The organism is Nonomuraea guangzhouensis, from assembly GCF_019396345.1.
Taxonomy (GTDB): domain Bacteria; phylum Actinomycetota; class Actinomycetes; order Streptosporangiales; family Streptosporangiaceae; genus Nonomuraea; species Nonomuraea guangzhouensis.
This window is the reverse complement of the sequence record NZ_JAHKRM010000002.1, coordinates 81391-94141: the sequence shown is the minus strand read 5'-3', so window position 1 is coordinate 94141 and position 12751 is coordinate 81391. Positions and strand designations below refer to the sequence as shown.

General features: G+C 68.6%; 11 protein-coding genes. 8 read left to right on the top strand and 3 right to left on the bottom strand.

The genetic code is table 11. From position 1 onward, the window contains the following. The first annotated feature begins 13 nt into the window (after positions 1-13). Positions 14-2353 (top strand): M28 family peptidase, encoded by a 2340-nt coding sequence (locus KME78_RS03440; RefSeq protein WP_219527269.1) that lies wholly within the window; start codon positions 14-16, stop codon positions 2351-2353. An 88-nt stretch (positions 2354-2441) separates the two neighbouring features. On the opposite strand, the gene KME78_RS03435 is transcribed toward KME78_RS03440, so the two are convergent. Both KME78_RS03435 and KME78_RS03430 read right to left on the bottom strand, forming a co-directional pair. Then, positions 2442-2717 carry a DUF397 domain-containing protein gene (locus tag KME78_RS03435; protein ID WP_219527268.1) on the bottom strand — a complete coding sequence of 92 codons (276 nt, stop codon included), beginning with the start codon at positions 2715-2717 and terminating at the stop codon, positions 2442-2444. 29 nt (positions 2718-2746) lie between these two features. Continuing rightward, positions 2747-3607, bottom strand: coding sequence for a helix-turn-helix domain-containing protein (locus tag KME78_RS03430; RefSeq protein ID WP_219527267.1), 861 nt, complete (start codon positions 3605-3607; stop codon positions 2747-2749). Positions 3608-4110: 503 nt separating this feature from the next. Here KME78_RS03430 and KME78_RS03425 point away from each other — a divergent pair. From KME78_RS03425 to KME78_RS03395, 7 genes are all read left to right on the top strand, one after another. Further along, positions 4111-4560 (top strand): ATP-binding protein, encoded by a 450-nt coding sequence (locus KME78_RS03425; RefSeq protein ID WP_219527266.1) that lies wholly within the window; start codon positions 4111-4113, stop codon positions 4558-4560. Positions 4561-5202: 642 nt separating this feature from the next. Further along, entirely contained in the window at positions 5203-6384 is a 1182-nt protein-coding gene (locus tag KME78_RS03420) for an ROK family transcriptional regulator (RefSeq protein WP_219527265.1), read from the top strand. After that, positions 6375-7169, top strand: coding sequence for an ABC transporter permease (locus KME78_RS63875; protein WP_219527264.1), 795 nt, complete (start codon positions 6375-6377; stop codon positions 7167-7169). Before KME78_RS03420 ends, KME78_RS63875 begins: the two co-directional genes overlap by 10 nt. Continuing rightward, the gene (locus tag KME78_RS03410) at positions 7166-7951 is read left to right on the top strand and encodes an ABC transporter ATP-binding protein (RefSeq protein ID WP_219527263.1); all 786 of its coding nucleotides are present in this window, start codon (positions 7166-7168) and stop codon (positions 7949-7951) included. The genes KME78_RS63875 and KME78_RS03410 overlap by 4 nt, the downstream gene beginning before the upstream one ends. Then, a complete protein-coding gene (locus KME78_RS03405; protein WP_219527262.1) occupies positions 7948-8919 on the top strand; it encodes an aliphatic sulfonate ABC transporter substrate-binding protein in 972 nt (323 codons plus the stop codon). Before KME78_RS03410 ends, KME78_RS03405 begins: the two co-directional genes overlap by 4 nt. Further along, positions 8916-10385 carry a sulfatase family protein gene (locus KME78_RS03400; RefSeq protein ID WP_308126793.1) on the top strand — a complete coding sequence of 490 codons (1470 nt, stop codon included), beginning with the start codon at positions 8916-8918 and terminating at the stop codon, positions 10383-10385. The genes KME78_RS03405 and KME78_RS03400 overlap by 4 nt, the downstream gene beginning before the upstream one ends. A gap of 34 nt (positions 10386-10419) precedes the next feature. After that, positions 10420-11337 carry a formylglycine-generating enzyme family protein gene (locus KME78_RS03395; protein WP_308126792.1) on the top strand — a complete coding sequence of 306 codons (918 nt, stop codon included), beginning with the start codon at positions 10420-10422 and terminating at the stop codon, positions 11335-11337. A gap of 37 nt (positions 11338-11374) precedes the next feature. Here KME78_RS03395 and KME78_RS03390 read toward each other — a convergent pair whose 3' ends face one another. Further along, positions 11375-12745: a sulfatase family protein gene (locus KME78_RS03390; protein ID WP_219527260.1), complete on the bottom strand. Its 1371-nt coding sequence runs from the start codon at positions 12743-12745 to the stop codon at positions 11375-11377. Between the last annotated feature and the right edge of the window lie 6 nt (positions 12746-12751).

Genomic DNA, 12751 nt, shown 5'->3' with positions numbered 1-12751 from the left:
AGCGTTTCTCGTCATGAAGGGAAAGTTGATCGACGTCCCGCGCCGCACGCTGGCGGGACTGCTGGCGCTGCTCGCCCTGGCCGGAGTGATCATGCTGACGGCGATGGGGCAAAGCACGATGCAGCCCCTCCCCGCGTCGGCGCCGGGCCGGGAGTTCAGCGCCGAACGCGCCCTGCGCCACCTCGAACGGTTCGCCGCTGAGCCGCGGCCGCTCGGCAGCCCGGCGGGCGACCGGGCCAGGACTTATCTGGTCGGACAGTTGCGGGCGGCGGGGCTCGACGTGGCGGTCCAGCGGGCGATCGGTGCCAACTCCTCGTCGGGGCTGGCGTCATTCGGGCGGGTGGACAACGTGGTGGCCACCAGACGAGGCAGCGACCCGTCGGGCACGTTACTGATCGCCGCCCACTACGACTCCGCGGCGGTCGGGCCCGGCGCCTCCGATGACGGAGCGGCGGTGGCCGCCATGCTGGAGACCGTACGAGCGCTGGGCGCCGCCCCACTCCGCAACGACCTGGTGCTGCTGATGACGGACGGCGAGGAGGACGGCGTGCTCGGCGCGGAGGCGTTCGTCCGCGAACACCCTCTGGGACGCAAGGGCGGGGTGCTGCTCAACTGGGAGGCGCGGGGAGTCAGCGGGCCGTCCCTGATGTTCGAGACCTCGAGGAACAACGCGGGGCTGGTGAGTACGTTCGCCGCCGCCGCGCCGCATCCGCGAGGCGACTCCGTGATGACCGAGCTGTACCGGCTGCTACCGAACAACACCGACTTCACCCCGCTGGCCAAAGCGGGGTTCACCGGTATGAACTTCGCCTATATCGAGCGCTCCTCGCGCTATCACACCGCCGACGACTCCATCGCCAACCTCGACCGCGGCAGCCTGCAACACCACGGCTCCACCATGCTGGCGCTGGCCCGCACCCTGGGGGACGCGGACCTGCCCGCGCTGGCGGCCGACCATGACGTCACGTATTTCCGGATCCTTGGTGTCATGGTGACGTACCCCGGCTGGCTGGTCCGGCCGCTGGCGGTGCTCGCGCTGCTCGCGGTCGCGGGCCTGGCGCTGTTGGCGCGCTGGGCGCGGCTGGCGAGCATCCCCCGGATCATCGTCGCGGCGGCGTCTGCCGCGGTGCCCCTGGTCCTGGCGGTGTTCCTCGCGCAAGGGCTGTGGGAGGTGCTGGTCGCGCTGCGGCCCGCGTATGACGGGATGGGCGGGCTGCTGCATCGCCCGATGGCCTACCAGGCGGCGGTCGTGCTGCTGGCCGCGCTGGCGCTGCTGGCCTGGTACCTGCCCTTGCGAGGCCGCCTCGGGCTGGCCGCGCTGGCCATCGGCGCGCTGGTTTGGCCTGCCGGGCTGGGCGTGCTGGCCGCGTGGTTCGCGCCCGGGGCGGCCTTCGTCCTCACCCTTCCCGCCCTGCTGTGCGCGCTCGGCGGCCTGGCCGCGCTGCTGCTGCCAGGAGCGGTGTGGCGGGTCGTCGCGCTCACGCTCGGCGCATCCATGGCCGCGATGCTGCTGCCCGCGCTGGCGGGGACCGCGTTCGACGGGATGGGGCTCGCGCTCGGCGGTGTGAGCGCCCTGGTCCTCGCCTTGTTCGGACTGACGCTGCTGCCACTCGCGGAACTGACCCTCCCCGCGCTGAGCCTCAGTGCGGGCCTTGGCGGTGGAAGTGGCACACACCGTGGCAGTGGTCTTGGCATCGTGGTCGCCGCTGTGCTCGCGGTGGCGATGACCGGCGTCGGGTTGGCGACGGACACCTTCGATGCGACAAACCCGCAACGCTCGCACCTCGCGTACGTCCTCAACGCCGACACCCGGGTGGCCCACTGGGTCAGCGGGGACGCCGATCCCACCGCCTGGACCAGGCGATACGTCTCCAGCCGGGACACCGGATCGCTGCCCGCGGGCTACGCGCGGCGCACGCTGTGGACCGGCGACGCACCGGCGATCGAGACCGAAGGGCCCCGCGTGGCCATACTCTCCCGCGCCGGAGACGCGATCAGGTTGCGGGTCCGGGCGGGGAAGGGCGCACGCTCGGTGACCCTGCGCGTCGAGCGGCCGATCACCCAGGTCACGGCGGGCGCCACCGGACTCACCCCGGTGACCGTATCCGTCAGCGGCATTCGGGCCAACACCTGGCCCGGCGAGATCCGCTTCCGCGGCATCCCCGCCGGCGGCGTCGACATCACCCTGCGCGTGCCGAGCGCCGACCCCGTACGCCTCACGGCGATCGCCGAAACGGACGGCCTGTCCGCGGTGCCCGGCTTCACGCCCAGGCCGCCGGGCCTGGTGGCGTCCACACGCGAGGACGGCGACCTGATCGCGGTCACGCGCACCTACGATCTACGGCCCGCCTGACCCCCGCCACAGGCAGAGCCCCGCTAACGCACGAAGGTGCCTGGCTGCCTAGCTGGCAACCGGGCACCTTGCATGCCTCGCGCATCGATCAGGTGGCTGGAACTGGCCCAAGTTCCTTGATCATGGCTGAGGGGTCAAACTGCCCCTCTCGCACACCTTCGCAGAAGGCGTCCCATTCTGGGATCGTGAAAACCTGAGGTTCACGGTCATGGTTCTTGCTGTCCCGAACGAGTACGACGAACTCTTCCTCTGCCTTGTTGGCCACTCCTGTCTCGCGGCCACGCAGCACTGCGACCTCAACACATTGGCCACCGTTGTTGCCGCTCCGGGCGCTTTTGCGCCAAACTGCGGCGGTCAGATCCACGATCACCTCTCCCTTGCTGCCGGGCGTTGTCACGTTAACTCTGCGACGATTGAGCGAAACATGCCGATCGTTTCCCCAGGTCCTAGCGCTCGGGCACGCACGTCGTCATACAGCAGCTTATACCGCTCTACCTCATTTGTCTTCTGTGTATATATGCCGCCGATTTGCTGCTCTAGATATACTTTGTCTGGATCGTGCGCAGGCGGGAACTGCAAGATCGTGAACGAGCCATGCATGGCACTGTGCTCGCCGACTTCGTACGGCAGGACTTGGAGCGTGACATTACGAAGCTGTGCAATCTCGATGAGATGTTCGATCTGTTCGCGCATGACATCTGGCCCGCCTACCTTTCGGCGAACGACGCCCTCGTTCAGAACTATCCAGAGGTTGAGAGGGTTGGTTCCGGTAAGTCGCGCCTGGCGATTTATCCTCACTTTGACCTGGTTCTCTATCTCCTCATCCGGGCCGCGATCGGGGGCGGTCATCATGATCGTCCGCGCGTAACTCTCGGTCTGCATGATGCCGGGCACGAGCTCAGAGTCGTATCCGAACACATGCGACGCTGATGTCTCCAGCGCGACATAGACCTGGAACCACTCGGGAATGGCGCCAGAGTATTGATGCCACCAGTCGGGTTCGCCGGCCACTCGGGCCAACTCGACAATCGCGTGTGCCTGCGCCTCTTCAGGCTCATACAGAGATACCAGCCGCTTAACGTCCCGCACCAAAACTCGACTTTTGTCGTTTTCGATCCGGTATAGCTTGCTTTCGGCCCAACCCATCTGTTCGGCCACGGCTTCCTGGCTCAAGCCCGACTTCTCCCGATGGCTCCGAAGCTCGGCAGCCAGTCGTGTGCTCGCCACTGTCGGTATGTGCTTGCCACGAGCCACGATCTCTCCTTTCGCTTCAGCCATAAATGACTGGCCGTTAAATGAATGGCTTGCATTTATGGGCTGGCTGGGTGAACACTAGCACTCATACACCCCGTGGCCTACGGCGAGGGCGAAAACGGCGATCCCCCTGCGCGGAAGGAGGTTTGACATGTCCAACGGCGCTCGCGAAATGCTACGAATGGCATTTATTGTGCAGTTGGCGGATGGCCTTTCCATTTTGGTGGCAAAAGTGGTCATTGCCGACGGGTCGATCGAGAAGTGTCCTGATCTAATGCTGCTGTCCCCGTCGGAGCGACGGCGGGCACTTCGGGGCAGGGCCGAGAGACGTCGGGGCACTTACCCCTTCACATGGGTGCCATGGCGCTGGGCGCGTATCCCGGTGGCGCGGAGCGATGCAGCGCTCAACATCCTTGACCGGGTGGAGCAGTAATGGGCGTGGGTTCGGGCGGGGGACAGGACGGCACGGATGCCGGTTTCCGGCGGAACTGGGAGGCAACGCGATGAGCGAGCGTTTTCTCGCTGAGGTGGTGGTGCCAGGAGCGAGCTCTTCGGTGTCGCTGCTTCGGCAATACGCCACGCTGGTACTGACTGCAGTGGGACACCGGAATCTGGACGCTGTGCTCCTAGTCCTTAGCGAGTTGCTCAACAATGCCGTGATGCATACCCGTTCGGGCGACCCTGACGGGCTGGTCACGGTGGAGATCTCGGACATCGGTGGTCGGCTGGCGCGAATTGAAGTCACCGACGAAGGGGCGAGAACCGTTCTGCGTCCTCGCCAAGTGGGCGACGACGGGGATTTCGGGCGCGGCCTACAACTGGTGGAGGCACTGTCCGCCCGGTGGGGCGTGAGGCGAAGCTTCCCCGGCTACATGGTGTGGGCCGAAGTGCTCACCGTCGAGGACTCGCCGCCCCCCGCTGAGCCGTTGTCGATGGAAGTCGTGGCGGCGTAATGGCCTCGGGTGGGTGGGTCGGTGAACTGTGGCGGATGCCGCCTCCGTGTTTCGACGATCACGTCATGCCGCCCACGTCGCACTGTGAGCGCCTGGTTTGGATCGTTCCGGAGCGGTTGGAGCCTGGTGGGCGTGTTCTGCGGCGGACGTGTGGCTGCACAGGGACCTTCTTCGAGCTGTGGCAGGTGGGCGGTTTGGTGTTCATGCGCCGGACTTGCCATGAGAACAGCAGTGACGTCATCGAGGAGACCGAGCGATGGCATGCCGGTGTAGCGGCGGCGCTGTGGAGTGCCTTGCTGATGGGCCATCTTCGATGAGGTCGGTGGGCGCGGGCCGCTGGCGTGATCAAGGGATGCCACCGAGGCGTTTGGGTGATTGTTTCGGGAGGCTGAGTACGCCGGGAGGCTGAGTACGCCCAGCGTCCGCTCGTTCGGCACGGATCCGAAGTACTGCGCCTGCGGGTCCGGTGACGGTTGACGCCGCCCTCCAGCCTCTGCTGCGAGTGGAGGTCTCGAAGAACTCCCGCTCCAGAGACCGGCCTGTTGACGCTGGTCAGAGGTTTTCGTCGGCCCGGTGGCAGATTTCCGGATTCATTTTGCCGGAAGGTTGACGGAAAAAATGGACAAACCATAGGTTTCCAGCGTGTCAACGCCCAATGGAGCGCATGCGCTCGTCCGACGGTCCCACGAGGAGCGAGTGCTGCGCCTGCTACGCCGGCACGGCGCGCAGAGCCGCAACGAGATCGCGACGCGGGTCGGCCTGTCGCGTACCACGGTCTCCGAGATCACCAGCGACCTGCTCGGCCGGGGTGCGATCCGGGTCGTCGACACCGACGCCGTCGAGCGCATCGGCAGCGGGCGGCCGGCTGAGCGGCTCGCGCTGGATCCGGGGTCCGGGCAGTACATGGGGGTCGACTTCGGCCATCGCCGGGTGAACGTCCTGGTGGCTGACGCGTCGCACGACATCATCGCGTCCGGTACATCCCGCTACGACGAGTCGGCCGGATGGCCCGAGCGTGTGCAGGCCGGGATGGCGCTGATCGACAGGTTGAGTGCCGACACCGGTGTTCATTACGGCGCGCTCCAGGCGATCGGGATCGGTGTGCCGGGCTGGGGCGATCGGTCGCGGGCCGACGGGGTGGCGGAGGTGTTCGCCGAGCGTTTCCACGCCGCCGTGATCGTCGACAACCACGTGCGGTTCGCGGGGCTGGCCGAGGCGTTACACGCCCAGTCCGACTCCGTACGCGACCTCATCTACCTGCGCCTGTCCGACGGCGTCGGTGGTGGTCTCGTGGTGGGCGGGCAGCTCGTACGAGGCTTCAAGGGGTACGCCGGAGAGCTCGGTCACGTGACCGTCGTCCCAGGCGGCGCGCAGTGCCGGTGCGGCAAGCGCGGCTGTGTGGAGACCGTCGCGTCCGTTCCGGCGATCCTCGGGCGGTGCCGGGAGCTCGGCCTGCCGACGGAGACGCTCGACGATCTGGGGGCGGCCGTGGAGATCGCGCACCCGGTCGCCGATCAGGTGCTGCGTGCGGCCGGCGCGGCCATCGGCCGGGTGCTCGGCGCCGCCGCGATGACGCTCAACCCCAGCGAGATCGTGCTCGCCGGCGACATCGTCAAGATCGCACCCGCGCTGGTGCAGCAGGTCACGGCCACGGTCACGTACGAACTGTCGTGGCTGACCGACGCGGCGCCGGTGATCCGCCCGGCCCTGCTGTCGGACGACGGCGGAGCGCTCGGGGCCATCGCGGCCCTGTTCCATGAGTCTCCGCTGCTGGCCGGATACGAAGCGGACATCACTGCGGACGGAGGCCGAAGGTGGCCATAATCAGCACAGAAGCAGCGGGAGCCACGAGAGTCCGGCCCCGCAAGAGCCGGACCCTGTTGATCCTCAACGTCGTCTCGGTCGTGGCCGGGCTGGCGATCTGGTGGGGGTTGTCGCTGGCCGGGCTCCAGTTCCCGACCCCGGTCGAGGTGGTGTCGGCCGCCTGGCGGATGATCCTGGACGGCACGCTCGTCACCGACATCGGCGCCTCGCTCGGGCGGGTGCTGGCCGGGTTCGCGCTCGGCTCGGTCGCGGCGGTCCTGGCCGGCTTCCTCATGGGGTGGTACACGGTCGCGCGGGGTCTGTTCGAGCCGTGGATCCAGTTCTTCAGGACCATCCCGCCGCTGGCGATGCTGCCGCTGGTGCTGGTCCTGATGGGTATCGGCGAGAGTCCGAAGATCTTCGTCATCTTTCTGGCGGCGTTCCTGGCCTGCGTCATCTCGACGTACCAGGGCGTGGTGAACGTGGACAGGACCCTCATCAACGCCGCGCGGGTCCTCGGCGCGGATGATGGGACGATCTTCGCACGGGTCGTGGTCCCCGCCTCGACACCGTTCATCCTCGTCGGGATGCGGGTCGGGCTCGGCTCGGCCTGGGGGACACTCGTGGCCGCCGAGCTGCTGGCCGCGCAGGCCGGGCTCGGGCACCGGATGCAGAGCGCGCAGCTCTACTACGACCTGCCGACGATCTTCGTGGGCATCGTCACGATCGGCATCCTCGGCCTGATCATGGACCGGCTGCTCATGCTGGCCGGCAACAAGCTGACGGCCTGGCAGGAGAGCCGATGACCACCCCCAAGATCTCCGTACGCGACATCGAGAAGGTCTTCCCCGTCGGGAAGGAGGACTTCGTCGCTCTCGGCGGCGTCTCGCTCGACATCGCCGACAACGAGTTCGTGACCGTCGTCGGGCCCTCCGGCTGCGGGAAGAGCACGCTGCTCAACATCCTCGCCGGGCTGGAAGAGCCGACCGGAGGCACCGCGCTCGTCGACGGCAAGCCGGTCTCCGGCCCCGGCCCGGAACGCGGGGTGATCTTCCAGCAGTACGCGCTGTTCCCGTGGCTGACCGTCCGCGAGAACGTCGAGTTCGGCCTGCGTACCGCCAAGGTCCCCAAGGACGAGCGGCGGGCGCGGGCCGAGCACTTCATCCGGCTGGTGGGCCTGGAGCGGTTCGCGGACGCGCTGCCCAAGACCCTCTCGGGCGGCATGAAGCAGCGCTGCGCCATCGCCCGCGCGTACGCGGTCAATCCGTGGATCCTGCTCATGGACGAGCCCTTCGGCGCGCTGGACGCGCTGACCCGGGTGCGGCTCCAGGAGCAGCTCCTGGAGACGTGGAGTCAGGAGCGGCGGACGGTCATGTTCATCACCCACGACGTCGACGAGGCGGTGTTCCTCGCCAACCGGGTCATCGTCATGGCCGCGCGGCCCGGCCGCATCGCCGACGTCATCGACGTCGGCCTGCCCTATCCACGTGACGAGGACATGCGGCTGAGTCCCGAGTTCGGGGACCTGCGCAACCGCGTCTGGCATTCGGTCTACCACCAGCGGCAAGTCAAGGAGCCCGCACAATGAGGAAGACACCCCTAGCCGCTGCCGCCATCCTCCTGGCGCTCGGCACCGCCGCCTGCTCGTCGGGCGACGCCGGCACTCACGTCAACTTCGGTTACATTGGCGACTTCAACGGCGCCAGCCTGCTCGCCGTCGCCAACGACCAGGGCCTGTGGAAGAAGCACGGCATCGACGTGAAGACCAGCGTCTTCACCAATGGCCCGCTGCAGATCCAGGCGCTGGGCACCGGTGACCTCGACTTCGGCTACATCGGCCCGGGCGCCATGTGGCTGCCCGCCACCGGCAAGGCCAAGGTCGTCGCGATGAACACGCTCGGCAACGCCGACCGCGTCATCGCGCAGGCCGGCACGGCCACGATGGCCGACCTGAAGGGCAAGACGATCGGCGTGCCCGAGGGCACCTCCGGCGACATGATCCTCACGCTCGCCCTGAAGAAGGCCGGTCTGACGAAGAACGACGTCAAGATCGTGCCGATGGACGCGGCGACGATCGTGTCGGCGTTCACGTCCAAGCAGATCGACGCGGCCGGCTTCTGGTATCCGGCGATCGCCACGATCAAGAAGGCCGTTCCGGACCTGGTCGAGCTGGCCAAGAACGAGGAGTTCGCCGACACGGTGTCGTTCCCGACCGCGTTCGTGGCCGGCAACGACGTCGTCGCCAAGGACCAGGGCAAGGCCCAGAAGGTCATCGCCGTGCTCCGCGACGCGATCCAGTACCGCAGCGAGCACCTCGACGAGACCGTCGCCTCGACCGCCAAGATGCTCAACCAGCCGGCCGAGCAGGTGAAGGCCGACGCGGCCAACTCCAAGGTGCTGTCGCTGTCCGACCTGGACGGCTACACCAAGGACGGCACGATCGACAAGTGGCTGACCGGCATGAACGACTACTTCGTCGGCGCGGGCAAGCTCACCGGCCCCGTCGCCCCCAAGACCTATTACACGGGCGACCTGTTCATGGGCGCCGCCAAGTGAACATCCTGTTCCTGATGACCGACCAGCACCGGGTCGACACCCTCGGCGCGTACGGGAACCAGCTGGCCGCCACCCCGGTCCTCGACGAACTGGCCAGGACCGGGACCCGGTTCGACCGCTGGTACACCCCGTCCGCCATCTGCACGCCGGCGCGGGCCAGCCTGCTCACCGGGCAGGCCCCGTTCCGGCACAAACTGCTGGCCAACCACGAGCGGAACGTCGGCTACATCGAGGACCTGCCCGACGGGCAGTTCGCCTTCTCCCAGGCGCTGCGGGAGGCCGGCTACAACTGCGGGCTCATCGGCAAGTGGCACGTCGGGCACCACCGGCGGGCGGCCGACTTCGGGTTCGACGGGCCGGACCTGCCGGGGTGGCACAACCCCGTGGATCATCCCGACTATCTGGACTACCTTGCCGCCAACGACCTGCCGCCGTACGAGATTCACGACCACATCCGCGGGACGCTGCCCAACGGCGGGCCGGGCAACCTGCTGGCCGCGCGGCTGCGCCAGCCGGTCGAGGCGACGTTCGAGCACTACCTGGCGACCCGGACGATCGAGCTGCTGGAACGGTACGCGGCCGAGCAGCGGCCGTTCTTCCTGCAGCTCAACTTCTTCGGGCCGCATCTGCCGTACATCGTGCCGGACGAGTTCTTCGACATGTTCGACCCGGAGCTGGTCGAGCTGCCCAAGTCGATCGCCGAGACCTTCGCCGGCAAGCCGCAGGTGCAGGCCAACTACAGCGCGCACTGGACGTTCGACACCATGCCGCTGGAGGTGACGCGCAAGCTCATCGCCGTCTACTGGGGGTACGTCGCGCTCATCGACGCCCAGATCGGCCGGGTCATGGACGCCATGCGGCGGCTCGGGCTGGTCGACGACACGGCCGTGTTCTTCACCTGCGACCACGGCGAGTTCACCGGCGCGCACCGGCTGCACGACAAGGGCCCGGCGATGTACGAGGACATCTACCGCACGCCCGGCCTGCTCCGCGTCCCGGGGCAGCGGCCCGGGGTCGTCCGGTCGGAGTTCGTCAGCCTGCTGGACTGCACGGCGACCATCCTCGACCTGGCCGGGATCGACCCCGCTCCCGCCGTCGACTCCCGCAGCCTCGTGCCACTCGCCTCCACGGAAGAGGTGGCGTGGGAGCAGGACATCGTCTGCGAGTTCCACGGCCACCACTTCCCGTACCCGCAGCGGATGATCCGGACCGACCGCTACAAACTGGTCGTCAACCCGGACTCGACGAACGAGCTGTACGACCTGTTCACCGACCCGGACGAACTGCTCAACGTCTACCCGCATCCCGAGATGGAGGCGGTGCGCGGACGGCTGATGCGGCGGCTGTACCAGGTGCTGCGGGATCGGGGCGACAACTTCTACCACTGGATGACGTCCATGTACGACGTCGGCGACGTCTCCTACGACCCGACGATGAGCGGGCTCGACGAGGCGACCTACCGATGAGGCTGGTCAGACTCTCCCCGGTATCGTGACGAACGTGTCGGACAGCTGCTGCACGCCCGCGACGCCGGCGTCCCCGATGGAGCCCGTACGGTTCGCCGCGCGGGGGACGCACCCGATCGAGCAGGTGGACCTGCCCGGCGGCGAGTTCCAGATGGGAGACGCCACCGGCGACGGCAACTGGGGCGACGGCGAAGGGCCCGTCCATCCGGTCGTCCTGTCGCCGTTCTCCATCGACGCGACCAGCGTGACGACGGCCGACTTCGCCGTCTTCGCCGACGCGACCGGCTACCGGACCGAGGCCGAGGAGTACGGCTTCTCCGCCGTCTTCCACCTGGCCCTGGCGGCCGATCCGGAGGACGTGATGGGCCCCGCCGCGGGCACCCCCTGGTGGTTCGGTGTCCGCGGCGCCGACTGGCGGCGCCCGGGCGGCGCCCTGTCCGAGGCGGAGGCCGACCACCCGGTGGTCCACGTGAGCTGGAACGACGCGGTCGCCTACTGCTCGTGGGCCGGGCGGCGCCTGCCGACCGAGGCCGAATGGGAGTACGCCTCCCGGGGCGGCCTCGACGGCGCGCGCTACCCGTGGGGTGACGACCTGCCCGAGGACGCGTGGCCGGTGAACATCTGGCAGGGCGTGTTCCCCGGCGAGAACACGCTGGCCGACGGCTACCTGACCACCGCCCCGGTCCGCACGTTCGCGCCCAACGCGTACGGGCTCTGGCAGACGGTCGGCAACGTGTGGGAGTGGTGTTCGGACTGGTACGCCCCTGACTACTACGCCTACTCCCCGTCCGCCGATCCGCGCGGTCCGCTCAACGGCGCGGCACGGGTGCTGCGCGGCGGCTCGTTCCTGTGCCACGACTCCTACTGCAACCGCTACCGCAACTCGGCACGATCCTCGAACACCCCCGACTCGTCGATGGCCAACGCCGGGTTCCGCACCGTGTCGCTATGAGGCGCCGGCTGCCGGCTGGTGGCCGTGACCTGGCCGGTCACGGCCCGCCGACCGGTGGCTGGTGGCCGAACCTGGCCGGTTTCGGGCCGCGCAGCCGTACGGCGGGGTCGGGCAGTGCCTGGTCGCGCCCGTCGACCTCGGTGGCCGGCTCGATGACCGGCTCGGCCTCGCCCGCCGCCACGATCCTGCGTAGCAGCCGTGCCCGCAGCTCGGCCGCGACCTCCAGGTGGGACCGGTGCCCGGCCAGGTTGACCAGCTCGTGCGGGTCGTTGTCCAGGTCGTACAGGGCCTGCTCGCGGTAGCGGGCGGCGGCGGGCGCGGTCAACGGGTCGGCGTCCTCGGCGACGGCGTAGTACTTCCATCGCGAGGTACGGATGCCCCGGCCCACCTCCGACTCGCTCACCTGGAAGAACACCTCGTCCGGCCAGGGCGCGCGGGCGTCGCCCAGCAGCGGCAGGAACGAGCGGCCCTGCATGTTCTCCGGTACGGGCAGCCCGGCGGCCTCCAGCAGCGTGGGCGGCAGGTCGATGACGCTGACCGGCCGGGCGATCGCGCCGCCCCCGTCGAACCCGGGCCCGCGCACGGCCAGCGGCACCCGCAGCGACGCGTCGTGGCAGGACCGTTTGTACTCGCCGTTGCGGGTCTTGAAGTGGTTGCCGTGGTCGGAGGTGTAGGCGACGATCGTGTCGTCGAGCAGCTCCATGCTCTTGAGCGCGTCGAGCAGCCGGCCCAGCCCTTCGTCCAGCCGCTTGACCTGGCCCAGGTATCCGCCCAGGTGCCGGGCGGCCGTGCCGCCGAGCGCGGCCAGGTCCGGCGGCGTCCAGCGGCCCTGGTAGCGCTCCTCGTAGCCGTCGGGGGCCGGGTAGTTGTCCACCTCGTTCTGGTGGTGCGGTTCGATGAAGGACAGGAAGAGGAAGAACGGCTCCTCGTGGTGGTCGGCGACGAACCGGACGGCCGCGTCGACCAGCGCGTCGGAGCGGTAACCGGGCAGGAAGACGGGGTCGTTCGCCTCGTCGTACACGATCGTGCGGTAGGCGTCGGAGGTGTGCTCGAGCGCGTTGGCCCCCAGCCACGAGCGGTAGCCGCCGCGCAGCTCCTCGGGCACCGGTTCGGTGGCGGCCAGGTGCCACTTGCCGATGTAGCCGGTGGCGTATCCGGCCGCGTTGAAGTGGTGCGCCAGCGTGCGCTCCTCGGCGGGCAGGACGCGGCCGTTGCGGTACACCCCCGTGGTGGTCGGATAGCGGCCCGTCTGCAGGGCCGCGCGGGCGGGCGCGCACACCGGCTGCGGGGTCAGCGCGACCGTGGCCTGCGTGCCGTGCCTGGCCATCCGGTCGAGGTTCGGGGTGAAGGGGCCCACGGTGTCCCACCGCTGCTGGTCGGTGAAGACGACGATCACGTTCGGACGCAAGAAAGG

Bases quoted from the DNA above. Each gene is read 5' to 3' on its own strand.
- KME78_RS03410 (WP_219527263.1), top strand. From the start codon at position 7,166: ATGACCACCCCCAAGATCTCCGTACGCGACATCGAGAAGGTCTTCCCC.
- KME78_RS03440 (WP_219527269.1), top strand. From the start codon at position 14: ATGAAGGGAAAGTTGATCGACGTCCCGCGCCGCACGCTGGCGGGACTG.
- KME78_RS03405 (WP_219527262.1), top strand. From the start codon at position 7,948: ATGAGGAAGACACCCCTAGCCGCTGCCGCCATCCTCCTGGCGCTCGGC.
- KME78_RS03425 (WP_219527266.1), top strand. From the start codon at position 4,111: ATGAGCGAGCGTTTTCTCGCTGAGGTGGTGGTGCCAGGAGCGAGCTCT.